We start from the raw sequence: 25,839 nt of genomic DNA on the forward strand, positions 1-25,839 counted from the left end.
ACCGTGACAGGATCCACCACCGATGTCGTCATTGTCGGCGGGTCGACCGCCGGCCTTCGGGCCGCGGAGGCCGTCGCGCGGCACGCCCCCGAGCTCAGCGTCACGGTCATCAGCGACGAGCCTCATCTGCCTTATGAGCTCCCGCCGTTGTCCAAGGTCGCTCTGGACGACCAGCTCGACGTGGACGCGCTCGTGTATCCCTTCGCCGCGGGTCTGCGCGACCAGGGGGTCGACTTCAGACTCAACACCCGTGCCCGGGCACTCGACACGAAATCGAACACCGTCTTCCTGTCCGACGGAGAACTGACGTATCGCGCGCTCGTCATCGCGACCGGGTGCGAGGCGTTGATCCCGCCGCTGTTCGCCGGTCGTCCCGGTGTGCACGCGTTGCGCCGCTTCGAGGACGCGACCGCCCTGCGTGCGGCGGTTGCCGATCCGGCACTCTCCGTCGCCATCGTCGGAGCCGGCTTCATCGGTGGCGAGTTCGCCTCGACGCTCGTGAAGGCGGGGCGCACCGTCTCGCTCATCGACCTGGCGGCGAAGCCGCTGGGGCGGTTCGGCGAGCCGGTCGCCGACGCCTACGTGGCCCTCCATCGGGACGCTGGCGTTGGCCTCTTTCTGGGCAGCGGTGCCGTTGACGTCGCCGAGGAGGACCGCCGCCGCTCGCTGGTGCTCGACGACGGCACGCGGGTTCCCGCCGACGTGATCGTCGTCGGCGTCGGTGTTCGTCCATCGATCGACTGGCTCCGGGACTCCGGGCTGACGTTCGACAACGGGATCCTGGCCGATGCCACCCTCCGGGCGGCGGACAACGTGTTCGTCGCCGGCGACGTCGTCCGCTGGCCCAACGCCCGGTTCGGCACGGTGATGCGGACCGAGCACTGGACCAGCGCTGCCGAGCAGGGGCGCGCCGCGGGGATCAACGCCGTGAAACTCATCCGCGGCAGCGAGAGCGAGGACTTCGCAAACGTGCCGTACTTCTGGTCGGACCAACACGGCATCCGGATCCAGTTCTCGGGCCATCTGAACGGTGACGAGGAAATCGTGGCGAGTCGCACCACGGACGGCTCTCTCTTCCTCTACCGGCGGGGTGAGGTGGTGACCGGCGTGCTGGCCTTCGAGCGGCGCGCTCAGTTCGTCAAGCTGCGGGCGCTGCTGCGACGGGAACTGAGTTGGCAGGCCGTCGGCGAGCTCCTACCCCAAGCAATGCTCAACAAGGAGTACCAGTGATGGCTGACGTGACAGAACGGCGCAGTGCGGTCATTACAGGGGCAGCCCAGGGGTTGGGCGCGGAGATCGCGCTCCGTCTGGCCGCTGAGGGATTCGCGATCGCCCTCCTGGACCTGCAAAAAGAGGGCCTGGACCGCACCAAGGAGAAGATCCGAAGCCGCTTCGGCGAGAGCGCGGTCAAGGTGATTGCGGTTGATCTTTCCGGTGAGGAACTCGTGGCCGGCGCGTTCAGGGAGATCGACGTGGAGTTCGGGCGCATCGACGTTCTCGTGAACACCGCGGGTGGCAGTGGGACAGTGCAGGTCCGAGACATCGAAGACCTGTCGTCACAGACGTGGCACACCGTGCTGGACAACAACGTCACGAGCACGTTCCTGTGCTGCAAGTACGCCGTACCGATCATGCGGCGGAACGGCTACGGCCGGATCGTCAACTTCTCCTCCGCGGTGTCCAGTGGCCTCGCCGGACCGTCCGGGACGATCGGCGCGCGGCTTCCCTACGCGGCCTCCAAGGCGGCGATCAACGGCTTCACCAAGCAGCTCGCCAAGGACCTCACCCGCAGCGGAATCACCGTGAACGCGGTCTCCCCCGGGCTCATCCTGCCCGAGGAGGGCCGTGTGAGGACGGTGTTCGACTCTCTCTCCGACACGGACCAGACCGCCATTCGTGCGGCGATTCCTGCCGGTCGAACCGGTACGGCGCAGGAGATCGCGTCTGCCGTCGCTTATTTGGTCTCCGAGCATGCCGGCTTCACCTCCGGCACCATCCTGAGCGTCGACGGCGCCGCTTCCTAGTCCCCGCCCTGCGCCCACTATCCACGGCGCATCAGTGCAACAAGAAAGGGAGCCGGCCATTGCTCCAGCATCCATTGGTCCTCGTGCCCGCACTGGGTTCCGATGCCCGGCTGTGGCAGCCGGTCATCGACCGCATCCACGACCGCGTCGAAGTCGAATGCGTGGTCATTCAGGGCACCGGGGACTCGATCGAGTCCATGGCGGACGACATACTCGGCCAGGCACCGGACCGGTTCTACCTGGCTGGGATCTCGATGGGCGGCTATGTCTCCCTGGACATCGCGCTCCGAGGGACCGGGCGAGTCGCGGGGCTGTCGTTGCTGAACACGTCCGCGATCGCCGCACCGCCCGACCGCCGAAAGAGCTCGGTCAGTCTCATCGCGCTGGCCGAGTCCGGTCGCTTCGACGAGGCGGTGGACCGGGTCAGCGGCGCCGTCGCGCCGACGCGCCCCGATGTGACCGCCCTCGCGGCCTCCATGGCTCGTGACCTGGGCCCCGAAGTCTTCAAGGCGCAGCAGACCGCGGTGCTGGGCCGTCGTAATCGCAGGTCCGAGATCGCGAAGATCGCCGTGCCGACGTTGATCGTCGCCGGCGACGCGGACGCGATCACGCCTCTCCAGCTGAGCGAGGAGATGGCAGACTCGATACCCGATGCGAAGCTGCACGTCCTCGAAGGGATCGGCCACCTCTCGACCCTCGAAGTGCCCGCCGTGGTCGCGTCGCATCTCGTGGACTGGCTGCTTCGCATCGACGGCCACGGCCGAAAGACAACGCGATGACGATCTCCTTCGATCACACGACGCACGGCCAGAGGGTGCTCTTCGGCACTGGCAACGCAGTCGCCAACACGGTCGTGGCGCTCGAAAGCCTCGGCGCCAAGCGGGTGCTGCTCATCGCGGACGCGTTCGCGACAGCGCTCTCCGACGCCATCGCCGAACGAACCCCCGTCGTGGCGCGGGTCCACGAGATCGTCCAGCACGTGCCGATCGAGAACGCCACGAGGACCGTCGCGCTCGCCCGAGAGCAAGGGGCCGACGCGGTCATCACGATCGGCGGCGGGTCCTCCATCGGCCTGGCGAAGATCGTCGCCCGCGAGGCCGGCCTGCCGATCGTCGCGGTGCCGACCACCTTCGCCGGCTCCGAGGCGACGAACGTGTGGGGCATCACCGAGGCCGGACGCAAGACCACCGGCGTCGACGACAAAGTGCTGCCGAAAGTCATCGTCTACGACGCGTCCCTGATGGCGAGCCTGCCCGGCCGGCTGGCCGTCTCCAGCGGGCTCAACGCGGTCGCGCACGCCGTCGACGGGTTCTGGTCTCCCCGGACCGACCCGATCAACAAGGCGATGGGCACGGAAGGGCTGCGAGCCCTCTTCCCCGGTCTGCGCGCTCTGCACGCCGACCCGGATGACATCGGCGCCCGCGAGCAGACGCTCTACGGTGCTTACCTCGCCGCGGTCGCGTTCGCCTCCGCGGGTGCCGGAATGCACCACAAGATCTGCCACGCGCTCGGCGGCACCTACAACATGCCCCATGCCGAGACGCACTCCGTCGTGATCGGCTACGTCACGGCGTTCAACGCCCCGTACGCCCGTGAGGCCGCCGAGCGCCTCGCCGCGGCGATCGGCGACGGCCGCACTGCCGCCGCCGGTATCAACGCACTGCGTCAGGGGGTCGAGGCCCCCATGTCGCTGAAGGAGCTCGGCTTCAAGGAGGAGCACATCTCCGAAGCGGCCGGCATCATCCTCCCGGCCATCCCGCCGTCGAACCCCCGCCCCGTGACCCGAGCCAACCTTGAGGCGTTGCTGCGTGCCGCCTGGGCAGGCGACCTGATCGAGTGAAGGATGGACCGACCCTGATCATGCACACCGTCTCGACCGCGCAGACGTCCGAGTGACTGAGGAGGGTGGAATGCCGAAGCGCATTCCACCCTCCTCAGTCATGCACACTGGTGGCGACCCTGTCAGTCCCACGTCAAAGGCATGGCGGTGAGTCCACGGAACCACCAGCCATACCATGCCTCCCGGCGACGTGGACCGGCGCGCGGTCCGGGAAGTTCCGTATCTCGACGTTGTCGTCGGACCGACATAGTCCCGCGATCTGCAACTTCCGCTCACCTTGGTGGCTCCGGAATCAGGGCAGGTCCGCGTAGGCATCGGTGCCACCGAGAATCGTCAAGGCGACGCGACGGGCCTGATCGGTGTACGTCCACATCGGACGGTGAACCAGCAGGCTCACGGCAGAGTGGCCGACGTGTGCCTGCTGTCCCACGACGCCTTTGCGGCGTCGAACCTCGCCCGGGCCTCGGCGATTTCACCCGCGTGCCGGTCTGTGCAGTCGAGCAACGCCATGAACCCATCCGACAACTCCCTGCCGAGCGGTGTCAGGGAGTACTCCACATGCCGGCGTCCGTCGTCGAAGACCTCGCGCGCGATGATGCCGTCCCGTTCGAGCAGCCGGAGGCTCAGCGTCAGCATCCGCTGCGAGATGGGATGTGAGGGGTCCAGCGCATCGAGCAGCCGCCGGATCGTCGACGGCCGATACGGTCCGGTGCGGACGATCACCAGGAGCCAGTTGCGCCAATAGTTTTCGTATTCGTCCTGGCGCCGAATACTGAGCCTGGTTCCACCGACCGGTGATGGGCCGCGGGCAGGGCTGACACAGAGAGGAGCCCGCTGAACTGGGAAGATGGGAATTTCTACGCTTCCACCCGGCCCGGCCGGCAAGGCACCTCGTGAGTGAATTCCTCTCACAGCCCTGCGCGACGCTCGCCGCCTTCATGACCCGAACCTGCTCGCGCACGGCGGACCGACCTGGGCGGTGCGCCTCGCCGAGCGATGCGGCCTGACTTGCGCTGATCCGCGAGCGGGTCCGTCTGGTGGGGCGGACAACGGTGCCGGGGAGGCGTCGGACGCGAAGGTGATGTCGCTGGTCGCGGCGATACTCCCGGGCGCGGGCAGCATCGACGACACCGCCGTGCTGCACAGCGCGATGCACCGTGCCTTCACCGGCATGCGCGCACGTTCACTTCGGCTCTTTCCTGCGCGCGTTCGCCTGGGGTCACGTTCGGCAACTGCGCTCCGTCGCCCGCCTGTTCACCGGCACCTGCCGGACACAGCAACCTGCTGCCCAGCTCGGACCAGGTGGTCTGCCTGGATATCGACTCCAAGGAGAAGTAGGTCTACGGCGCTGCCAAACAGGGCGCCGAGCACCGCTGCACCGAGGTCCACGGCCTGCACTTCCAGATCGTCACCGGCTCCACCCCGCTCGCTGCTCCCGTCGTTGTGGCCGAGCGCCTACGGAAGAGGTCGGCCGGCTTGGCCAAGGCTGCCGCCTCCCTGATCGCCGAGGCCATCTCCATGACCACCCTCACCGGGTGTCGCCCCGTGCTACAGAGGTTGTCCCGGTCCCACGGTTGACGCCAAGCCACTACCGTCAACGAGACCACTCACCGTGACGACACCGGCTGCAGTGGCGATACGGAGGCGGCTGCCCGGCGCTGGGCTCCGCGAACGGTCTGCGCGAGGAGGGTCGCGATCGTCATCGGGCCCACCCCGCCGGGGACCGGGGTAATGAAGGAAGCACGCTCCACGGCCGTATCGAAGTCGACATCGCCTCGGTTGTCGGCATACCCCGCGTCGACCACCACCGCGCCCGGCTTGACCCACTCGCCCTTGACGAGTCCCGGCACCCCGACCGCCGCCACGACGATGTCGGCTCGCTCGACGTGCTCGCGCAGGTCCGCGGTGCGCGAATGGCAGTACGTCACGGTCGCGTCGCGGCCCAGCAGGAGCATCCCCATGGGCTTGCCGAGGATGGCGCTACGCCCGATCACCACCGCGTGGCGGCCGGCGAGCGGCACATCGTAGGCGTCCAGCAGCGCCAGGATCCCGCCAGGCGTCGCGGACGCGAACCCCTCCTCGGTGAAGGCCATGGCCGCGAACGACGTCCGGGTCACCCCGTCGACGTCCTTGTCGGGGTCGATCGCCTCGAACGCGGCGCGCTCGTCGATGTGGTCGGGCACCGGATGCTGCAGCAGGATGCCGTCGACCTCAGGATCGGCCGACAGGTCGCCAATGACACGGCACAGTTCCTCGGTGTCGATACCAGCGTCGAGATCGAACCGGCGCGACTGGATCCCGACCCGGCCACAGCGGTTGGCCTTCATCCGCACATACGTGTGGGAGGCCGGGTCATCGCCCACGAGCACCGTCGCCAGCATCGGCCGCCGGCCATGTGCCCGGCCGAAGTCCACCACTTCCGCCCTCAGTTCGGCCAGAATCGCCGACGACACCGCACGGCCGTCCAGGAGTTGTGCCGCCACTTCTGCACCTTCGTTTCTGTCGAGATCGGGGAACCGCGCATGGCCCCGGTCAGAAAACCACTGTCTGGTTGCCGTCGCGGATAATCCGGTCCTCGCAATGCCACGCCACGGCCCGCGACAGGACCTGCCTCTCGACATCGGCACCTCGCCGCTGGAGATCCGCCGCCGTCTGGACGTGGGAGACCCGCACGACGTCCTGCTCGATGATCGGGCCCTCGTCCAGGTCCTCGGTCACGTAGTGAGCGGTCGCCCCGACCAGCTTCACACCACGTTCCTTGGCCTTGAGGTACGGCCCGGCACCGATGAACGCCGGCAGGAACGAGTGATGGATGTTGATCACCGGCGCACCCACCTCCTCGATGAACTCCCCGGAGAGGATCTGCATGTACCGAGCCAGCACCACCAGGTCGACGTTTCCCTTGAGCAGCTTCAACTGCTCCTTCTCGGCGACCGCCTTCCCGCCCTTGTCGACGGGAACATGGAAGAACGGGATACCGAAGCCCCGCACGTCATCGCCCAGATCGGGGTGGTTGGAGATGACCATGGCCACGTTCATGTGGATCTCACCGCGGCGTTGGCGCCACAGCAGGTCCAGCAGACAGTGGTCCGCCTTCGACACCATGATCGCCACACGCTTGGGCCGGCGCGCCTCCACCAGCCGGTAACCCAGCCCCAGCGCGCCCAACGTCTTGTCCAGCTCGTCCTCCAGCGTGGTCATACGAGCCGGTAGACCGTCCAGGTGAAACGTCGTGCGCTGGAAGAACCGGCCTCCCGCAGGATCGGTCGAGTACTGATCGAGCGAGACGATGTTCGCGCCGACCTGCGCGAGCAGGGACGACACCGAAGACACGATCCCCGGTCCGTCAGCCCCCTGAACGATCAACCGTCCAAGGTCAGCAGCATCATGAGCGGGTACAGACATGAAAGAGGTTCCTTTCGAGGTTGCGGCAGGTCCTGGGCGCCGGCCGCCTGGGTGCTGCTTCGGTGAACCAGGAGACGACCCGCGGAGCCTGAGACGGCGCCGCGGGTGGATGCCTACGCGGATGCGACTCCGGAGGGGACGGCGCTGAGGTCGAAGTCCTTGTTGCTGGCCAGGTCCAGGTACGGGAATCGTTCCACCGTGGCGCGGATCGACTTGATCCGTCCGCCGTGGTCTCCCCAGTGCACGGTGACCTCGGTGCCGATCTCGGCCTGGTCCAGGTCGATCGTGGAGTGGGAGAGCATCTCTCGGTAGTAGTAGGAGTACACCGCTACGGAGGAGACGCCGATCTGCTTGCCGTCCTTGCTGACCAGGTCGGCGTGACCGCCGGCGGGCGCCTGAGGCGTGGTGGGGAACTCGAAGTGCTTGTACTCCTCGCCGGGCTCGAACTGCGAGGCGAACACGTCGAGTACGTCCTCCTTGTTCCACCGCAGTACCACCGTCTTGCGGCGCCGGTTCGCGGCCTCGGCCTCCAGCGCCTCACGGCCGATGAAGTCGTGGTCGAACTTCGCCATCCAGCCCCAGTTCACCTCGAACGGAGTCCGCAGCCGCGCGGTCAGGTCCTTCGGATCGGCGCTGCCCGGCAACGGCCCCTCCACCTGCGACGGCGGCAGCGTGGCCCCGAACACCGGGTGGGCGACGAATCCGGGGTCGGCGAACGCGGCCGGCAGGAACGTACACCCCTGCTGCGGGAAGCCGCCCTCGGTGTGGTTGACCAAGTAGGTACGCCACCCAAGTCGCTTGAGTCCGAACTCCTTCCCAGCCTGGAACACGGCGTCGAACACCGCCGGGCCGTGCTCGAGTGGCCCGCGCAGCTCGTACGCCAGGGTGCCGGCCATGCCGATCCGGGACAGCTCGATCTCCACCGACGCGTCGATCCCCGGGATGCTGACCTGCTTGACGCCCAGGAACTTCAACGTGCGCAGCGGCTCATCGATGAGCCGCTCCAGGACCTGCAAGGAGGTCGGACCCGCGACCTGGAACACGAAGACGTCTCGAAGCCCGATCTCAACGTCCAGCCCCAGCGACGGCGCCTTGTACAACGGCCATGGCATCGCGGCGAATTGGCGGAAGGAGTCCTCGCTGTCACGCACCGTGAGGCCGTGATTGGCGATGTACCCGCGTTCGTCGAGCATCACCAGATGCTTCGAGGTACCCACCGGCCACTTGTAGACGTTGTTGATGCTCAGCCGCGACAGGAACTCCTGCGCCTGCGGACCACTGAACGTGATCTCGGGCAACCCACTCAGGTTCGACGCCAGATAGGCGGTCGTCTTCCACGACATCGACTCCTGCTTCCAGCCGTCACCCTCCCAGATGTGCAGGCTGCCCAGGATGTTCAAGTACGTCGGGACATCCGGGTACGCCGGAACGTCGTGGATGGCGACCAGCCCCGTCTCGCCCGGACCTCCGGGCCCCACAGCATTGCCGTTACCGCTCATCGAATTAGCACCTTTCTCACAAACACGAAAACCTCTGGAACGCCGAGTCCCGGCTCGGCGTCGGCGACGAACGGAGCAGTGTCACGCCTCGTCCTCGATCTGGTCGTAGCGCACCCCCTTGACGCGCTCCATCACGGTCCGCAGCCGCTCGGGCTCACGACCTGTGAGCAGCTGCACGTGGTGGGACATGAGCGCCTGATAGCCCTCGGCAACCGCCAGATCGGCCGTCACCAGCTCGTCGCTGGCCCACATGTGTCCTTCGGAGCTGGGCGGCATGTCGGGGTCGTAGGTACGGGGAAGGCCGACGGAGTCGAAGAATGCCAGCCGCTCCTCCTCAGTCAGCGGCACGTAGGTGATCGGCGTTCCGTGCACCTCGGAGCCGATGCGCACGATGTCGTGCATGCTCAGCAGTTCGGGACCCGTGATCTCGTAGACGGCGCCCGCGTGCCGCTCGGGGTCGCGCAGCACCGCGGCAGCGCTCCGGGCCACATCGCCCTTGGCCACCGGGGACAGGGAGCCCTGTCCACACGCCATCTCCAGCCGGCCGCTCTCCACGACGGTTGCGATCCAGATGTTGCTGACGATCTCGGCGTAGAGGTGGTTGCGCAGGAACGTGAACGTGATCCCGGCGGCCCGCAGGTCCTGCTCGGTTTGGTAGTGGTCCTTCGCCGACATGGCGGGGTTCCGCGGGTGCTCACCACCACCGACCGAGGGGTAGACGATGTGGCGGATGCCCGCTCGCTGAGCGGCGGCAATGGCGGTGCGGTGCTCCAACACGCGTCGGCCGAGGTTGAGCCCACTGATCAGGAAGAGCGTCTCCGCACCCTTGTACGCCGCATCCAGCGACTCCGGGTCCGTGTAGTCGCCTTTCAGGACGGGGACGCCTTGGGCCACACGGTCGGCCAGCTTCTCGGGGGTGCGTGTCACAAGCGTCAGGTCGACGCCCGGGTCCTCGTCCAGCAGCAACCTCGTAACGCGACGCCCGAGGTCTCCTGAGGCACCGCTGATGACGATTCGGCTCATTGTGCTGTCTCTCCGCTTCCTGGGTTCTTCGATGACCCCGCCAAGGGCGTTTCTTGGCGGCTCTGGGCCTTGTGGACGGATGCCTGCGAGATCACCAGTGCGAGCCACGGCGGTCCGGGCTCATACAACGGCGCGACGGCAGACGGGCCTGCCCCCGCCGGATGTGACATGAGTGATCAGTGCTGAGGCGGGTGTCAGCCGAGCGGTCCCCAGAAGGTCTCGCCGCCGTAGGTGTCGGAGAGCGACGTCAGCGTCTCGGGCCACACACCGGCCTGGACCTTGCGACGTTCGTCCTTGGGCCGCACGCGGCCGTCCCAGCCGACCTGTTCCATGTAGTAGTACAGCTGCATCACATGACCGTCGGGGGAAACCGCGTGGATCACGTAATCGATCCCCGGGTGGATCTCCTGGGGCAGGTCGATGAGCTTGACGCCCTTTTCCTCCAGGAACGTCTTCGCCGCGCGGAGTTGCTCGTAGGAACCGACCTGCACACCGAAGGCGAGCAGGGTGCTCCCCTCCCGCGCCCCGAGCACACTGCGCAGTTCCAGAGGAAGGAGTGTCAGGCTGTGATGCTCGGTGTTCGCTCGCAGGAAGAGGACGCGGTGGCCGGCGACCGTGGACTCCTCGCTCTTCAGCAGGCCGAGTCGTTCGGTGTAGAAGCGCTCCGCGGCGTCGATGTCCTCGACGAAGATGCTCACCGGTCCGATCCGCACCGGCTTGAACGGCCGCGCGAGCAGGACGCCACCGACGTCGTACGTCTTGGGCAGCTCATCCACCCAGCGGTGGCCCGACGTCAGATCGACGCCGTCGGCGCGGGCTTCGGCAAGCTCGGTCGACTCCGCCTTGTACGGCAGCTCGGGATGCTCGTTGAGCCACGGCCACATCACCTCGGGCTTGCTCAAGCCGTCCCAGCCGACCTGCTCGATGCCGTACTCCAGCTCGTTGGTGTGGCCCGTCGGGTCCGGGAAGTACGTGTGCCAGTTGGACCCGGGGTCGCGCCCGTAGCGATCGATCTTCTGCCCGAGCTCGGCGAGCCAGAGCCGCGCCTCGACGACCTCCCGGAGGCTGCCGACCTGCCAGGTGATCTGGTTGACCGTGATGTCGGCACGCGCCGGTGGCTCCATGTGCTCGATCCACGGGCGCGGCATGATCACGAAGGTGTGGTGGTCGCTGTTGTGCCGGAGGAAATAGACGTGCGTGTCGGGGACGCCGTCGAGCCAGGGGCCCGGGTCGGTCTTCTGGACATCCAGCGTGTCGGCCACCGCGAAGCCGAGCAGGTCCCGGTAGAACGCGGCGGCCTCGCCGGTGTTGTCGACGCTGATGCCGAAGTGGTTGAGACGCCGGATCTTGAAGGGACGCTCGTACAGGACGCCGCCGACGTTGTACTTCTTCGTGGTCATGTGTTCTGTCCTCAGTCGGTCGGCTTGACGACTTCGTTGCGGATGGTGCCGACCAGGGCGGAGGAGACTTCCACGACGTCACCGGGCTTGAGGAACAGCGTGTCCGGGGTGGAACCGTCCGCTTCCTGCTTGGTCGAGTCGACAGCGGTGCCCTTGGGCGTGCCGCTGGCGATCAGGTCGCCGGGCCACAAGGTCGTGTCCCTGGACAGGTGCTCGCCGAGCGCGGCGAAGGTGTGCACCATCGAGCTCGTGTTGCCGCTCTGGCGCAGTTCGCCGTTGACGCGGCACTCAACGGGAATGTCCTGCAGATCGGTTCCGTCGTTCACGATGATCCAGGGGCCGACCGTCGCAGAGGAGTCGAAGTTCTTCGAGTACGCGAAATCGGGACCGAAAGATCCGTGGTCCCTTACCGACCAGTCGTTGAACAACGTGAAGCCCCACACGTGCGAAGCGAAATCGTCGCCCTTGATGTCGCGACCGGCCTTGCCGATGACGACGGCGATCTCCGCCTCGTAGTCCAACCGCTCGGTACGTGCCGGATAGCGCAGGGGATCGCCGCTCGCGGACACGGCACGGTGATCCTTGATGAAGAACTTCGGCCCGCCGGCCATGAGACGCCTGAGGGTGGCCTCGGTGTCCGCGCCGGAAGAGTTGTCAGCCGCGCTCTGCATGTGGTCGGCGAAGTTGGCGAGGGCGCAGAGGATCCTGGACTGACCTTCGATCGGGGCGTGCAGTTTGACCTCGTCGAGTCCGAACCGGAGTTGCTCGCCTGCTACCCCACGGACGTCCTGCGCGTTGTCCGTCAGGTAGTCCAGTGCTGCCCGGGCGCCGTCAAGGGCCCGCTCCCCCTCCTCGATGAACGCATTGAGTTGGGCGGGCACGGCTGCGGCTGCCTCGGCGAGCGGCCGGGCGGCATCCGTGGTTTCGGCCACGTATTTCGCGTACGCGCCGTTGATGTCGACGACGGTGTTCTCGTGCACCACACCGACCCGTCGGTCCGGACCGAATACTGCGACCTTCATTTGTCTCCTTGTGTACTGGTGGAAAGCAGCGGGATTGACATGACGGATCGCCGGATCACTTCGATTCGGGGTCGACACCGATCTCGTCGAAAAGACGTCCGTCCGTGGGGGTGAGGCTGTAAATCACGAGGCGCTCGATCTTTCCGTCGCGGACCGTGAAGAAATCAGCGAGTGTCATGACGTTCCCGTTGGCGATCAGCTCGATCTCCACCGCGACGTTCTCGCCGTCAACGACGAACCGTTTGGGCGTCGGCTGCATCGCACCGGGCGCGAGGCCGTTCTCGTACATCCGTGTGATCGCCTCGGCCCCGGTCAGCGTGCCCGCGGCGTTCTGGAGTACCGCGTCCGGTGCGAACAGGCCGCCCACGGCTTGCGGATCGGCCGCGGTGACGCCGTCGAAGTAGGTTTCGACGACATCGACAGGACTCGTCATGTCCCTTCGTCCCTTCTCGTTGTTCCTCTTGGTCGGATCACGCCGGGAGGTACTTCGTCGAGGCGTAGACCGACTTGTACTCGAGGTAGGCGTTGATTCCCTCCGGCCCGAGTTCGCGGCCGATTCCCGAGTCCTTGTATCCGCCGAACGGCGCGCCGAGATCGAGGGTGTAGTAGTTGAGCCCGATGGTGCCGGTGCGTACGCGGCGTGCCACAGCCAGCGCCCGGTCCTCATCGGCGCTCCATACGGAGCCGGCGAGACCGTAGTTGCTGTCGTTGGCGATGCGGACCGCGTCATCGTCGTCGTCGAACGGGATGAGCGCCATGACGGGGCCGAACACCTCCTCGCGCGCGAGCCGATCGACGTTGTCGACATCAGCGAAGACGGTGGGTTGCACGAACCATCCCCGGCCCAGGTGATCGGGACGGCCACCGCCTGTGACGAGTCGAGCGTCCGAGTTCTTGGCGATCTCGATGTACTTGAGGACGCGCTCCAAGTGCCCTTGGGTGGCCATCGGGCCCATCGTCACGGAGGGATCGAGAGGGTCTCCGAGCTGGTACGCGTCCGCGAAACCGGCGACGGCGTCGACGACCTCGTCGTAGCGGGAGCGTGCGATGAGGATCCGTGACTGGGTCGTGCAGGTCTGGCTGTTGTTGAGGAAGGACGCGTTGTCCAGGCCGGCGAGCAGGGTCTCGACATCCCCGTCCTCGAGGAAGATCGCAGCCGACTTGCCGCCCAGTTCGAGGGTGACGCGGCGAATCAGCCGACCGCACTCCTGGCCGATGGCCCGACCGGCGTCGGTGGACCCGGTGAAGGCAACCTTGTCGACCAGCGGGTGCGAAACGAGCGCGGCGCCGGCGTCGCGGCCACCGAGCACGATGTTCAGCACACCCTCGGGCAGCCCAGCCTCCTGGGCCGCATCGGCGAAGACGTACGAGTCGAGCGCGGTCTCCGGCGAGGGCTTCAGCACCACCGTGCAGCCGGCGGCGAGCGCCGGCGCGATCTTGAACATGGCGAGCGCCTGCGGGAAGTTCCACGGCGTGATCGCGCCGACCACGCCGACCGGTTCACGGCGGACGATCGTCGAACCGGCCTGGCTCGGGCGTACCTCCTCCAGCGGGAGGTTCTCGATGACATCGGCGTAGATCCGCAGAAGGACGGCGGGCGCCCCGCCGTTCAGCATCTGCGAGAGCCCGATCGGCATTCCGTTCTCGCGACTGACCAGGGTCGAGGTATCCCCGGCGCGCTTTTCGAGCGCGTCCGCGAACCTACGCAGCACCGCGGCACGTTCAGCCGCGGTGGTACGTCCCCACGGGCCCTCGTCCAGCGCACTTCGGGCGGCGCGGACAGCGGCGTCGATGTCCGCTTCTGTGCCGAGCGCGGCGACGCCGATGCGCTCCCCCGTGGCGGCCTCGATCTGGTCCTGCAAGCGGTCGCCGCTTGGGTCGACCCATCCTCCATCGATGAAGAAGCGCTTACGGTCGAGGTCACTGGGCCGCTCGGCGGTGAGGGACATGTTTTCTCCTTGCGGTTACGTCGCTGACATCACCCGTAAATAAAGGATGTTGCTTCGAAGCGGAGTTGACGATGCCGGGAAATTTCGCCCAGCGATTCACGTGATGCATGAAGGCGGGAAAGACCGAGTAGCGGACTCTCAGGTGGCATGGGTCGGCCGTTGCGGGAGGATCCATTCCATGGCGGATGAGGGCAGCTCGCGCGTTGCCGGCATACCGGCCGGAGCGTCAGTCCGCGTTCCGCAGAATCGCCTGTGCCCGCGCAAGGACCGGCGCGTCGATCATGTGTCCGTCCACGCGGACTGCCGCGCCGCCCGTGACGGATTCCGCGACGCGGCGGGCCCAACGGACCGCCTCCTCGCCGGGCCGGAACGCGGCGTGGGTGACCGGAACCTGCTTGGGATGTACGAGGAGTTTCGCCGTGAAGCCGATCTCGCTCGCCCGTCTCAGGTCCCGGTCAAGGACCTCGGCGTCGTCCAACGCCGTAGTGACACCGTCGACGGGGCCCGGCAATCCGGCCGCCCTCGATGCGAGCACCAGTGACGAGCGGGCATGGAGCATCGCGCTCCAGCCGGCGTCGGCGCCCAGGTCGAGTGCGTAGTCGAGGTGTCCGAAGGCCAGACGGGCGACCCCCGGAGTGGAGGCGATGTCATGGACCCGCACCATGCCGGCCGCCGACTCGATCAATGCGATCACTGGCGTGCCGGTGCGCTGGGCGACGGCCGTCAAGGACTTGGACGAGTCGGCCTTCGGAAGCACCACGGCGACCAGCCCGGGGACGTCGGCCAGGGCCTCCAGGTCTGTGCCGAACAGCGCGCTCGACGGGTCGTTGATCCGGACGCATGCACGGCCACCCCGCGACAGCCACGCGACCGCTGATGCGCGCGCACCGTCCTTCCGGTCTGCCACGACCGCGTCCTCAAGGTCGATCACCACCAGATCAGTGCCGGAGTCGGCCGCCTTGTCGAAGCGGCCCGGGTGATCGCCGGGCACGAAAAGGAGCGACCTCGCCGTTTGTACGGCGCCCTCCGGATCCCCGTGCGTCATATGGATCGCCCACCCCGGCCCCGGCTGTCGGTGAGCTCTGCCGTCGGCAGGATTCCGAACTCGGCAAGCACGGCATCAGTATGCTCGCCCACTTCAGGAATGCGGCCCATGACCGGATCGGCGCCCACAAAAGTCGCCGGCGGAATGAGTGCTCGCAGCGTCCCGGCTGGAGATTCGTATTCCTTCCAGCGTCCTCGTGCCCACAGTTGCGGATGATTCGCCAGACCGGCCATGTCTCTCAAAAGAGCGTTGGCGATGCCCGCAGCCTCAAGGCGTTCCGCGACCTCCTCGGCCGTGCTTTCACGAAATGCCCGCTCGATCTCGACCTGTAGTTGCGCGCTGTGCTCCACCCGCGACGAGTTCCGTATGAACCTCGGGTCGGAGGCGAGTGCCGGCTCACCGAGGATCCGCTCGCAGAATGTGGCCCACTCGCGCTCGTTCTGGATTCCGAGAAAGACCTGCTCGCCGTCACCGCAGCGGAACGGTCCGTATGGAGCGATCGCCGCGTGCCGTGCACCTGTGCGCGCCGGTGGCGTTCCTCCGTACATCGCGTAGTTGAGTGGAAAGCCCATCCATTCGGCGAGCGCCTCCAGCATCGAGATCTCGATCGTGACGCCCTCACCTGTCCGATCTCGCTGGATGAGCGCGGAGAGGATGCCGGAGTAGGCGTACATGCCCGAGGCGATGTCTGCGATGGAGATGCCGACCTTGGAAGGTACGTCCTCGGTGCCGGTGATGGAGACCAGACCGGCCTCGCACTGGACGAGCAGGTCGTATGCCTTCTTGTTGGCATACGGTCCGTCGCCGCCGTAGCCGGAGATCGAGACGTGGATGAGGCGAGGGTTCATCTCTCGCAGTGCTTCGGCGCCGAGGCCGAGCCGCTCGGCCGCGCCAGGGGCGAGATTCTGGACGAAGACGTCGGCCCGGCCCACCAGAGCCGCAACGGCCGACCTGCCGTGATCACTCTTCAGATCGAGCGCAACCGACTCCTTCGTTCTGTTGAGCCAGACGAAGTGGCTCGCAAGCCCGCGGACGGTTTCGTCGTAACCGCGGGCGAAATCACCGACGCCGGGACGCTCGATCTTGATCACTCGCGCTCCGAGATCAGCCAGCTGGCGCGTCGCGAATGGCGCGGCGACGGCCTGCTCGAGGGAGACGACGACGAGTCCGTCGAGGGGGTTCATGCCGAATTTCCTTCTCTAGTCGCGAGATCGGGTCCCGCGTCGAGCGCTCCACTGGAGGCCGCGCGGCCGCAGCGGTCGAGAATTGCCGACGCGGACGCCTCTAGGGCGCGAGCAGGGAGGGGGTCTCCAACGTCTTGGTGAAGTAGAGGCGTTCCGCGGCGAACTCGCGGTCGCGAGACATCCGCCGGAACACTTCGAGGTCCTGGTCGAGCTTGACCGGATCCGAGGAATGGAAGAGCAGCTGCTTGTTCCCGGAGGCCCGCGGGCTCGCCTTTTCCAGGAAGGCGCGACGACGCAGACCGGCGTAGACGTCCAGGATGTCCTCGTCAACGCGTCCCTGAACCACGGCGCCGAGTGCCTCGTTCAGGACATACGAGTCGAACAGCCCCATCGTCAGTCCGAGGCCGCCCGTCGGATTGGTGGCGTGCGCCGCGTCGCCGGCGAGCAGCACTCTGCCCGCACGGTAGGAGGACGCGCTGCGCTGGTGCATTCGGTAGGGCGAGATCGCGACGAGCTCCGTGCCTTTGGCGACGTCCTCTCCAAAGACGTTGGTGAGGAACTCCGGCAGACGCTCGGCCGCGGACTCCGCGGGCAGCGCGTCGTCCTCCATGTAGGTGTAGCGCCAGAGCCCGTGTGCACCCGACTCATCGATCTTGGCAATGATCGCACCGTAGACGTCGTCGACGAAGAACGTCGACTGTGCCCATCCGGGGCGGTCGTCAGGGAAGCGCACGTTCGTCGCGACGAACCGCTCAGGCCACGTCATGCCGTCAAAACCAAGCCCGGCCTCGCCGCGGACCTTGGAGCCGGCGCCGTCGGCGCCGATGAGCCATGGGGCGCGCAGAACCTTGTCGCCGCTCTTGTCGCGAACCGTGACCTCGACGCCTTCTCGGTCCTGGGTGAGCGCGGTGACCTCATGGTCCCAGAGCACACGAGCGTTCTCGAATGTCTCCAGGTGCCGCAGCATCACTCGCGCCAGCGCCCCCTGCCCCAAGTGCAAGTTGTACGGGTGCTGCACCTTCCCTTCGAGCGCGCTCAGTCCGTACTCGATGATCTCGCCAGTCCGACGCACCCGGTAGGCGTAGTCCTGCTTCTTGAAGCCGGCCCGGACCGCGTCGTCGAGGACACCCAGACGAGCCAGGCCATCGAGTGTTGCCCAGTGGTAGACCATCGCCCGCGGAGAGTCCTGCAGGGCCGACGCTCGCTCGACGACGGTGACTACGACGCCCTGCTGCGCCAAACCGAGTGCGTTCAAAAGCCCGGTCGGCCCGGCCCCTGCGACGATCACCTGTTGTTCTTCTGCCATCTGTCCTCCAGTTCTGGAAGCCACCGGCCGATGCAGACCGCGAGCCTCAAGTCACCTTGCTGGAGAGCGCGCCATAGGTCCAATGTTGGTGATTGGGTACTCCGATACACTCAGCGCATGGACCTCCGGAGCATCAGGTATTTCCTCGCCGTGGCGGAGGCCGGATCCATCACCGAGGCGGCAAGGGCACTGCACCTTTCCCAGCCGCCGCTCAGCACGGCCATGGCGAAGCTCGAGTCGGAACTCGGCGTGACCTTGCTGGACCGGATGCCACGCGGTGTCACGCTGACACCGGCGGGTCGCTATCTGGAGGCTGCCGGCCGGCGCCTCATGGCCGAAGAACAGCGGTTGTCCGCCACCTTGCGGGCGATGGGCGAAGGGCTTGAAGGGGAGCTGAGAGTCGGAGCCGAGCCCATGGGTCTGTGGCGCGTCGTGAGCACACGCGTCGCATCGTTCCTGTCCGCGCATCCTCGGGTGTCGCTCGAACTGATGGACGCACCGCCGCGCGTTCAGCTCGAGAATCTCGCCAACGGCTACCTGGACCTCGCGGTGATTCCCGTTCTGCCTCAGGAGCCGTTGCTGCCCATCAGCGATGTCGCTTTCACTGTCGAGGTGGTCGCCACGTTGCCCCTGACGCTGATCGTGCCGCAGAGTTGGAATCTCAGCGTCTCGGAACCCCTTCCCCTTGCGTCCCTGAGGGACAAGACGTGGATCCTGCCCAGAAGGCTGCCGGGTGCACGAAGCCTCTCAAGGCTCATCGACGACCGCTTCGCCTCCGCGGGCGGGAGCCCCACGAAGATCATCCCCGTCCCGACGGTGCAGACTGCGGCGACTCTGGTCGCAGCCGGTCTCGGCGTATCGGTGATGAGCGACGAGATGGCTGCCCACCAGCCCGACGTGGACCGGGTTCCCGTCGCTGAGGGTTGGCCTGAACTGCCACTGGGCCTCGTGCGGAGGAAAGACGGGATCGTGACCCCCATCGCCGAACGGTTCGCCGGGCTCTTCACAGCGGATGGGTACGGCGGGCCGGCTGACTGAGCCGCCGCGAGCGCCGGGTCACTGTCATCACCGCACGTGGCCTCTTCCGTCAGGCAGGGACGACCGACAGCCGAGGCGAGCGTCCCCTCCCCATCACCGTTCCATGAGCACGCGCCTGTCCGCGTGACCTGATACGCCTGCTGCATAGGGCTCCTGAAGAATCCGCCCGTTCACATCACGCAGCCGACGCCGCAGGATGAACGCACTAGGTTCACCGACCGGAGGAGACCTCGTGCTCAACTCTTGCACCACCGAGCCGGCGGGCGGCGAACGCCGCCGGGCGGCCAAGGCGGAGGCATCGCCGAAGTGAGCGGCACGCTGTCCCGGGACGTCGTCATCGTCGGCGCCTCAGTGGCCGGGCTGCGCGCGGCTGAAGCCGTCGCAAAGGTCGCACGAGAACTCACGATCACGGTGATCAGCGAAGAGGCGCATCCACCTTACGACCGTCCGTCGTTGTCGAAGGCGGCGCTCACCCAGCCGGTGGGCCTCGACGCGGTGAGTCTGCGCTCGGTCGCCAGGCTGCGGGACCAAGGCGTGGACTTCCGGCTGGGCACCCGAGCAGTCGGCCTTGACGCCTCTTGTCGGGAGCTTCACCTGGAAAGGGGCAGCATCTCGTTCGGAGCGCTCGTTCTCGCCTGCGGCTGCGACCCCGTCGTCCCCGCGCTGCTGGCCGGCCGACCGAGGGTTGTCGCACTCAGGCGATGGGAGGACCTTCTCTCGCTTCGTGCCGCGCTGGCCGGCACATCGGTGTCCGTCGCCGTCGTCGGAGCGGGCTTCATCGGTGGTGAGGTGACGTCGGCCCTCAAGGAAAGCGGCCGCGCCGTCTCGCTGATCGATGTTTCTCCTCAGCCGTTGGGCCGTTTCGGTGCGTTCGTGACGGAGTCGTACGCCGCCCTGCACGAGGAGGCAGGGGTACCGCAGTACTTCGGTGACGGGGTCGTCGACGTCCTCGAGGCCGGGCGTGGCCGGTTCCTGCGGCTGAGCAGCGGGGCACAGGTGCCGGCCGACGTGATCGTCGTCAGTGGCGCAGCGCGGCCCTCGACCGGATGGCTGGAGTCGTCCGGGCTCATCCTCCGCAACGGCATCGTCTGCGACGCGACTCTGAGGGCACACGAAGGCGTCTTCGCGGCCGGCGACGTCGCCCGCTGGTTCAACCCTCGCTACGGCACCCGGGTAAGGCTGGAGCACTGGACGAACGCCGCCGAACACGGCCGCATCGCCGGGCTGAACGCGGCGCGATCGGTCGTCGGCGGCAGCACCGAGGTCTGCGCCGCCGTCCCCTGCTTCTGGTCCGATCAGCACGATGTGCGGATACAGTTCGCCGGTTTCCTCGGCGGAGACGAGAGGACTCTCCTCCGGCGGACCGACGATGGCTCGATCGTCCTTTACGGCCGCGATGACCAACTGGTGGGCGTCCTCGCATTCGAGCACCGCTCCCTCTTCGTCGAGCTACGCACGATGCTGAGGGGCAAGGGGGCCTGGGACACGGCGATGGAGCTCGTCGGCGCCGCGATCAGCACCAGCTAGGCGGTCGTGCGGTGCGGCGACGCCCTTTCCGGACCAGGCGAGGGATGTGCCGTCGTGAACACACACAAGGATCCACGGAAGCGAGTCCCGATGACACTCACCCATGAACTCTCCGTCGAGCAGCGTGCCCGCGAGGACGACCTCGTCCAGCGCGTACTGCGCTCGTTCGACGACTGCGAGAACCCCCGGCTCGACCAGATCCTCCGCTCGCTGGTGAGCCATCTGCACGCCTTCCTGCGCGAGGTCCGGCTCACCGAGGCAGAGTGGAACACGGGCATCGAGTTCCTCACCGCGGTGGGCCACATCACCGACGACACGCGCCAGGAGTTCATCCTGCTCTCCGACGTATTGGGCGCCTCGATGCAGACCATCGCCATCAACAACGAGGCGTACGGCGATGCCACGGAGGCCACCGTCTTCGGGCCGTTCTTCGTCGAGGGCTCCCCGCGCATCGACAACGGCGGTGACATCGCTTTCGGCGCCAAGGGGGAGCCATGTTGGGTCGAGGGAACCGTCATCGACACCGACGGCAAACCTGTACCTGGCGCGCGCATCGAAGTGTGGGAGGCCGACGACGACGGCTTCTACGACGTGCAGTACGACGACGACCGTGTGGCCGCGCGGGCCCATCTCTTCACCGATGAGGACGGTGGCTACCGCTTTTGGGCGGTCACGCCCACGCCGTACCCGATTCCGCACGACGGCCCCGTCGGCCGGATGCTCGCCGCGGCCGGCAGGTCGCCCATGCGCGCCTCGCACCTGCATTTCATGGTGACCGCGCCGGGCACCCGCCGACTGGTGACGCACATCTTCGTGCGCGGTGACGAACTACTCGGCACAGACACCGTCTTCGGCGTGAAGGAGTCACTGGTCAAGGACTTCGTACGACAACCCGCAGGCACCCCGACCCCCGACGGCCGCCCGGTGGACGGGGACTGGTCACGAGTCAGGTTCGACATCGTGCTGGCACCCTCCGACGCGTCATGAGCGCGCTCGTCTACGCAGCCGTGGACGCCATTCGGGCGGCTGAACGGCACCCTCGGACTCGCAGGCGACCGGCCCAACGGCCTGGCCGCCCATGCGATCGAGCAGGTGCTCGGTCCTGGCGATCGGAGCCAAGGACGTCTACGTGATGATGACGCTCTTCACGACGTCCGGCGCGCCCCAAGCTGTTACTCAGGTGCACATATCCACTCACCGGCATCGGGCGTCAGCCAGGTCTGTACCGACCTCACCGCCTTCGAGCTCGGCCCCCTGGGGCCACAGGGCGGGAGACATACGGCATCACCACCGACGCGCTCCGCACCAGACTGGACATCCCACTAATGCCGCGGTAGCCCGAAACCGCGGCGCGCGGCTTCATTCCTTCTCCTGGAGTGCCTGGGCCGCCCACACGCCCACTTCGGTTCGGGAGCGGAAACCGAGCTTGCCGAGAATGTGTTCGACATGAACCTCGACCGTTCTCGAGGAGAGCACCAGCTTCGTGGCAATGGCACGATTGCTCAGGCCCTCCGCGAGCAATGACGCGACCTCCCTCTCCCTTCGAGTGAGCAGGTCGGCCGCAGGCGTCGCGTCTGCCTGCCCCTTCTCCGCGATGTCGGCACAGCCAAGTGCCAAGCTCATTTGCGGCCCCGGCTCCAAACGCCGTCCGCTCTCGTAGACGCGTTGGAACGCCCCCTCCCCGAGTCGGTCTTGTGCAGCGCGCGTAATCTCTTCGTACCGCGAGCCCAGCACCGGGCCGAAAGCCCCGGTCCCGGTATCCAGCACGGTCCACAGTGCTGCGACAACCCCGAGCAGTTTGGCCGCCTTCTTGGGGTCGCGGTTGTCCAGGGCAATTCCAGCCATCAGGTTGATGACGAGTGCCGTGCCGAGGTCGTCCCGGAATTCGCGTTTGAGCTCAAGGCTCTGCCTGGCCAACTCACTGGCGTCGTCCAAGGCCTGACGCGTCCAGGCGTCGAAGGCCAACGCCCACAAAGCGTAGGAGCGGCCCCACGTCTCGCCCAGGCTCTCGCTCAGGCTGATGGCTTCCCGGCAGGCGTCCGACACCCCTTGGTGGTCTCCCAGGGCGCTCCTGACGAACCCGAGCATGAACAGGGTCATCATCAGACCCTCTGCGTCCGACAGATCCGTGTGTCCCTTGTAGGCCACCTCAAAAGCTTCCCGGGCGGTCTCGAGATCTCCTGAGGTCAGGGCGGTCTGACCCGTCCATGTGGCAAGGTGCGCGGCCAGTCTGGGGTCCTTTACCGAGCGCAGGATCTCGTCGGCCTTCCGCAGAAAGGCTTGGGCACTGGGCAGTTCACCGTGGAGTGCCGCGACCGACGCCAATGCCCAGAGCGCGTTGCCACGTTCGACGGATTCGGTGGTGTCCGCGGCAAGAGCCCTCTCCAACCAGCGTCGGCCTTGGCGCAGATGGCCGGTGATCCAGTAGAAGCGAAGGCTCGATGCGAGCTCCAGTGCGTCACGGGAACGGCCGGGATCCTGGAGGAGACCGTTGAAAGCGAGCTCGAGGTTGGCGAAATCGGACTCCAGCCGCTGGAGGGAATCGACCTGGCCGGGACCGAAGAAGCTACTCGCCGTTTGCGCCGCCCAAGCCCGGTAGTACTCCACGTGCGCGTTTCGAGAGCGGGTGTGGTCCTCGCTCTCGCGGGCGCGTTCCAAGGCGAACTCTCTCAGCGTTTCAAGAAGCCGGTACCGCATTTCTCCCCGCGTCAACTCAGGGAGGATGATCGACTTGGAAACCAAGCCGTCGAGCGCGTCGAGGAGCTTGGTGCCTTCCAGTGGCTCGAACCCGCACACAGCCTGGATTCCCGCAAGATCGGGGCTACCGCTGAAAGCGCCCAGTCTCGCCCAGAGCAGCTGCTCGTCCGGGGAGCAAAGGTCGTAGCTCCACCGCACCAGCGCGTCGAGCGAGTGGTGATGTGGCGTCGCTGTGGGGTCGCCGCGATTCAGGAGCTCAAATCGATCGTTGATGCGGTCCAGCAGCTCATGGACCGACAGGGACCTCAGTCTGGCGGCAGCGAGTTCGATGGCCAGCGGCATCCCGTCCAGGCGCGCGACCAGTTCCGCGACCGCCGCCGTCTCGCGCTCCGTGATCTCGAACTGGTCGTTGACGGCCTTGGCCCGGGCTTCGAGCATGGCCACGGCCGGATAGGCGCGCAACTCACCTACGCCGGCTTCCCGGTCCTTTGGAGGTACGGCCAGAGGGCGAACGGTGATCACGCGCTCGCCCCGGACCCGCAGCGGCTCTCTGCTGGTGGTCAACACACGCAGCTCGCTCGAGGCGGTGAGGAGTGAGGACACAAGTCGTCGGCAACCGGGGAGCACATGCTCGCAGTTGTCCAGGACCAGGAGCATCGAGCGGCCGGCCACGTGGCGGCGGAGCTGTTCCTCGGCGTCCATGGCGGGTAGGGCATTCAGCCCGAGGTCCTTCGCCACCGTTTCGGCGACGGTGTCCGAACTGCGTTGAGCGCCCAGCTCGACGAACCATGTCCCCTCTGGAAATGCTCGATCGAGGGTGGTCGACATCGCGGCGGACAAGGAGGTCTTGCCCACTCCGCCCGGACCGGTGAGCGTGACGAGGCGGCTGGAGGAGAACAGGTCGCGAGCAGCGGCCAGGTCACGCTCCCGCCCGAACAGATCGGTCAAAGGGGGCGCGGGTGCTCGAAAGGTGGCTGCGTGCCTGCTCATAAGGGCCATTCTCCGCCGACGCGCCACACGGGCAAACCCGTCTGCACGCACCGGTAGGTGCCTGGCCCTCTGGTCGGGCAGGACTCCAGCCTGCCGCCGGTCGCTCAGGTGAGCGGCGGCGGCCAGCCCGACCAGCTGGAGAAGCGGGACCACGCCAGGGCGACTCTGGCAGTGACTGGCGGAGCTGACCTGCACGAATCAGGACGTCCCTACTGCCGTAAGCACTCCCCTCCGAGTGCCTTCGCCTGGCGATCGCTCCGACTGCGACGCGTGCGCCGAGCCCCTCGCAACGAAGCTCACGAAGCGCCTCGCGGCCTGGCCGCTCGGGCCACCCCGCCGGATGACCGCGCCGTAGGGCCGAAACGCGGTCGGGTCACTGAACGGAATGCCGCGGATCGCGGGCCCAGAGGTGTGCCCTGGTCTTGGCGCGGGCACGACAGCCACCCCCATCCCCGCCGCCACCAGAGCGTGGAGAGTGGAGAGCTCGGTCACCTCGATCGCGACTCGTGCACTGAACCCTGCTTCTCGGCACAGGCGGTCCGAAACTTGGCGCAGGCCGAACTCGGCCCTGAGTGCGACCATCGGCTCATGCGCCAGATCAGCGATCGCCACATGGTCGCGACCTTCGAACGCGTGGCCCGGCGGAACAGCAAGGCACAGATCCTCGCGGCCCAGCGGGATCCAGTCGAGATCGTCCGCGACCGGCTCGGGAGCCACGAAGCCGATGTCGATACCTCCTTGGCGTACGTCGTCGACGACGTCATCACAGGCGCCACCGCGGAGCTCGAACGACGTGCTCGGGGCGTGCTTGCGATAGTGGTTCAAGAGGTCCGGTATCAGCCATCCCCCGAAGGAATGCACGAAACCGAGCGAAACCGAACCTCGCTCCGGATCCACCAGAGCGGCGATCCGCTCCTCACCTCTGTCAACTTCGTTCATGGCCCGCACGGCGTGGGCCTGAAAGATCTCCCCGTACTTGTTGAGCCGCAACCCGTTCCGGTGGCGGTCGAAGAGCTTCACCCCCACTTTACGCTCCAGCCGGGCCAAGGCTCGTGACAGCGTCGGTTGGCTGACGTTCAGACGCAGCGAAGCTTCCGTCATGTGCTCGGTCTGGGCCAGGGTGGTGAACCACTCGAGCTCACGCAGTTGCATGGTCATCCTCCGTCGCTGGACAGAACGATCCTTGGCGTGAAGCTGCGCCTCCGCGTTCTCAGAAACCCGTACTCAGTGGAGCTTGTCGGCGGGTGTGGGCGGCAACTGCGCGGCCGCGCCAGGAACCGTCGATGACTGAGTGCACCTGGATTCCCACGGCTTTCGGGGTCCCGACCGATCATCGTGGTCACATCATTTCCGCATGAGTACCTGTAGGTGGGCTTCACACTCCGCCCTCCAGCCGACCCCCGCATTCGGATAAGCACGTATCCACTACGTAGTTCCAGGTCCTACGTACCGCAGCTGATCAGGCCTGCTCAGCGCCCGACTCACGACGCGATACGAGAGAGGCACCCATGACAATGTCGTCCATCGCCGCAACCTCGGATTCGACAGCCCCGACGCAGAGCTCGTGGGCCGCGCCACTGCCGAGCGTGTCCGCGGAGCAGGCTCGACTCACCCACGCATGACACAGAGCGCAGGCTCTGGACGCGCCGGACTTCCAGCAGGTTGCAGTCGGCCGCCATCGCGGCCGTCGTCTGACGATCCCCGACGACGCTTGTACTCGCGGACCTGGCGGTGGGCGAAGTCGCTCTTCGTCGGGCGCGTGTGGAGTGCGGCGCTCCGTGCAACGCATCACGGGGCGCGTCAACGCATCGGATCCAGTTCGTCGCCGAGATTCAAAGCCCGCGGGGACACCCATGAGTCCGTCACACCGGCGTCCATGGGGCGTCGGTG

21 protein-coding genes are annotated in these 25,839 nt (G+C 66.8%); 7 read left to right on the top strand and 14 right to left on the bottom strand.

Features of this window, described 5'->3' with window-relative positions:
• Positions 1-3 precede the first annotated feature (3 nt).
• The 4 genes from ACZ5XS_RS36825 to ACZ5XS_RS36840 all read left to right on the top strand — a co-directional run bounded on the left by ACZ5XS_RS36825 (position 4) and on the right by ACZ5XS_RS36840 (position 3,864).
• Positions 4-1,230, top strand: a complete 1,227-nt coding sequence (locus ACZ5XS_RS36825; RefSeq protein ID WP_468658851.1) for an NAD(P)/FAD-dependent oxidoreductase — start codon at positions 4-6, stop codon at positions 1,228-1,230.
• Positions 1,230-2,024, top strand: a complete 795-nt coding sequence (locus tag ACZ5XS_RS36830) for an SDR family NAD(P)-dependent oxidoreductase (RefSeq protein ID WP_468658853.1) — start codon at positions 1,230-1,232, stop codon at positions 2,022-2,024. The genes ACZ5XS_RS36825 and ACZ5XS_RS36830 overlap by 1 nt, the downstream gene beginning before the upstream one ends.
• 83 nt (positions 2,025-2,107) lie before the next feature.
• Positions 2,108-2,803: an alpha/beta fold hydrolase gene (locus ACZ5XS_RS36835; RefSeq protein WP_468658855.1), complete on the top strand. Its 696-nt coding sequence runs from the start codon at positions 2,108-2,110 to the stop codon at positions 2,801-2,803.
• On the top strand, positions 2,800-3,864 hold the full coding sequence (locus tag ACZ5XS_RS36840) for a maleylacetate reductase (RefSeq protein ID WP_468658857.1): 1,065 nt from the start codon (positions 2,800-2,802) through the stop codon (positions 3,862-3,864). Before ACZ5XS_RS36835 ends, ACZ5XS_RS36840 begins: the two co-directional genes overlap by 4 nt.
• Before the next feature lie 393 nt (positions 3,865-4,257).
• Here ACZ5XS_RS36840 and ACZ5XS_RS36845 read toward each other — a convergent pair whose 3' ends face one another.
• The 12 genes from ACZ5XS_RS36845 to ACZ5XS_RS36900 all read right to left on the bottom strand — a co-directional run bounded on the left by ACZ5XS_RS36845 (position 4,258) and on the right by ACZ5XS_RS36900 (position 17,697).
• Positions 4,258-4,635: a winged helix-turn-helix transcriptional regulator gene (locus ACZ5XS_RS36845; protein ID WP_468658911.1), complete on the bottom strand. Its 378-nt coding sequence runs from the start codon at positions 4,633-4,635 to the stop codon at positions 4,258-4,260.
• 836 nt (positions 4,636-5,471) lie between these two features.
• Complete coding sequence (locus ACZ5XS_RS36850; RefSeq protein WP_468658859.1) at positions 5,472-6,347, bottom strand: bifunctional 5,10-methylenetetrahydrofolate dehydrogenase/5,10-methenyltetrahydrofolate cyclohydrolase; 876 nt, start codon at positions 6,345-6,347, stop codon at positions 5,472-5,474.
• A gap of 49 nt (positions 6,348-6,396) precedes the next feature.
• Complete coding sequence (purU, locus tag ACZ5XS_RS36855; RefSeq protein WP_468658861.1) at positions 6,397-7,269, bottom strand: formyltetrahydrofolate deformylase; 873 nt, start codon at positions 7,267-7,269, stop codon at positions 6,397-6,399.
• A gap of 113 nt (positions 7,270-7,382) precedes the next feature.
• Positions 7,383-8,768 carry an aminomethyl transferase family protein gene (locus tag ACZ5XS_RS36860; RefSeq protein WP_468658863.1) on the bottom strand — a complete coding sequence of 462 codons (1,386 nt, stop codon included), beginning with the start codon at positions 8,766-8,768 and terminating at the stop codon, positions 7,383-7,385.
• 81 nt (positions 8,769-8,849) lie between these two features.
• A complete protein-coding gene (locus tag ACZ5XS_RS36865) occupies positions 8,850-9,791 on the bottom strand; it encodes an SDR family oxidoreductase (RefSeq protein WP_468658865.1) in 942 nt (313 codons plus the stop codon).
• Positions 9,792-9,985: 194 nt separating this feature from the next.
• On the bottom strand, positions 9,986-11,191 hold the full coding sequence (locus tag ACZ5XS_RS36870; protein WP_468658867.1) for a VOC family protein: 1,206 nt from the start codon (positions 11,189-11,191) through the stop codon (positions 9,986-9,988).
• Between the two features lie 11 nt (positions 11,192-11,202).
• Positions 11,203-12,213, bottom strand: coding sequence for a fumarylacetoacetate hydrolase family protein (locus tag ACZ5XS_RS36875; protein WP_468658869.1), 1,011 nt, complete (start codon positions 12,211-12,213; stop codon positions 11,203-11,205).
• Positions 12,214-12,268: 55 nt separating this feature from the next.
• Entirely contained in the window at positions 12,269-12,646 is a 378-nt protein-coding gene (locus tag ACZ5XS_RS36880; RefSeq protein WP_468658871.1) for a nuclear transport factor 2 family protein, read from the bottom strand.
• A 37-nt stretch (positions 12,647-12,683) separates the two neighbouring features.
• Positions 12,684-14,162 (bottom strand): aldehyde dehydrogenase, encoded by a 1,479-nt coding sequence (locus tag ACZ5XS_RS36885; protein ID WP_468658873.1) that lies wholly within the window; start codon positions 14,160-14,162, stop codon positions 12,684-12,686.
• 226 nt (positions 14,163-14,388) lie between these two features.
• Positions 14,389-15,207: an HpcH/HpaI aldolase/citrate lyase family protein gene (locus tag ACZ5XS_RS36890; RefSeq protein WP_468658875.1), complete on the bottom strand. Its 819-nt coding sequence runs from the start codon at positions 15,205-15,207 to the stop codon at positions 14,389-14,391.
• Complete coding sequence (locus ACZ5XS_RS36895) at positions 15,204-16,391, bottom strand: CaiB/BaiF CoA transferase family protein (protein ID WP_468658877.1); 1,188 nt, start codon at positions 16,389-16,391, stop codon at positions 15,204-15,206. Before ACZ5XS_RS36895 ends, ACZ5XS_RS36890 begins: the two co-directional genes overlap by 4 nt.
• A gap of 100 nt (positions 16,392-16,491) precedes the next feature.
• The gene (locus ACZ5XS_RS36900) at positions 16,492-17,697 is read right to left on the bottom strand and encodes an FAD-dependent oxidoreductase (protein ID WP_468658879.1); all 1,206 of its coding nucleotides are present in this window, start codon (positions 17,695-17,697) and stop codon (positions 16,492-16,494) included.
• A 117-nt stretch (positions 17,698-17,814) separates the two neighbouring features.
• Between ACZ5XS_RS36900 and ACZ5XS_RS36905 the strand changes: the two genes are divergently transcribed.
• From ACZ5XS_RS36905 to ACZ5XS_RS36915, 3 genes are all read left to right on the top strand, one after another.
• Positions 17,815-18,735, top strand: coding sequence for a LysR family transcriptional regulator (locus ACZ5XS_RS36905; protein ID WP_468658881.1), 921 nt, complete (start codon positions 17,815-17,817; stop codon positions 18,733-18,735).
• A gap of 306 nt (positions 18,736-19,041) precedes the next feature.
• Positions 19,042-20,262 carry an NAD(P)/FAD-dependent oxidoreductase gene (locus tag ACZ5XS_RS36910; RefSeq protein ID WP_468658883.1) on the top strand — a complete coding sequence of 407 codons (1,221 nt, stop codon included), beginning with the start codon at positions 19,042-19,044 and terminating at the stop codon, positions 20,260-20,262.
• Between the two features lie 90 nt (positions 20,263-20,352).
• Complete coding sequence (locus ACZ5XS_RS36915) at positions 20,353-21,249, top strand: intradiol ring-cleavage dioxygenase (RefSeq protein ID WP_468658885.1); 897 nt, start codon at positions 20,353-20,355, stop codon at positions 21,247-21,249.
• 372 nt (positions 21,250-21,621) lie between these two features.
• Here ACZ5XS_RS36915 and ACZ5XS_RS36920 read toward each other — a convergent pair whose 3' ends face one another.
• Together ACZ5XS_RS36920 and ACZ5XS_RS36925 are read right to left on the bottom strand one after the other, a co-directional pair.
• Positions 21,622-23,907, bottom strand: a complete 2,286-nt coding sequence (locus ACZ5XS_RS36920; RefSeq protein WP_468658887.1) for an ATP-binding protein — start codon at positions 23,905-23,907, stop codon at positions 21,622-21,624.
• A gap of 240 nt (positions 23,908-24,147) precedes the next feature.
• Positions 24,148-25,101, bottom strand: a complete 954-nt coding sequence (locus ACZ5XS_RS36925; RefSeq protein WP_468658889.1) for a LysR family transcriptional regulator — start codon at positions 25,099-25,101, stop codon at positions 24,148-24,150.
• Positions 25,102-25,839 lie beyond the last annotated feature (738 nt).

It is taken from the genome of Streptomyces sp. NPDC033131 (assembly GCF_055578365.1).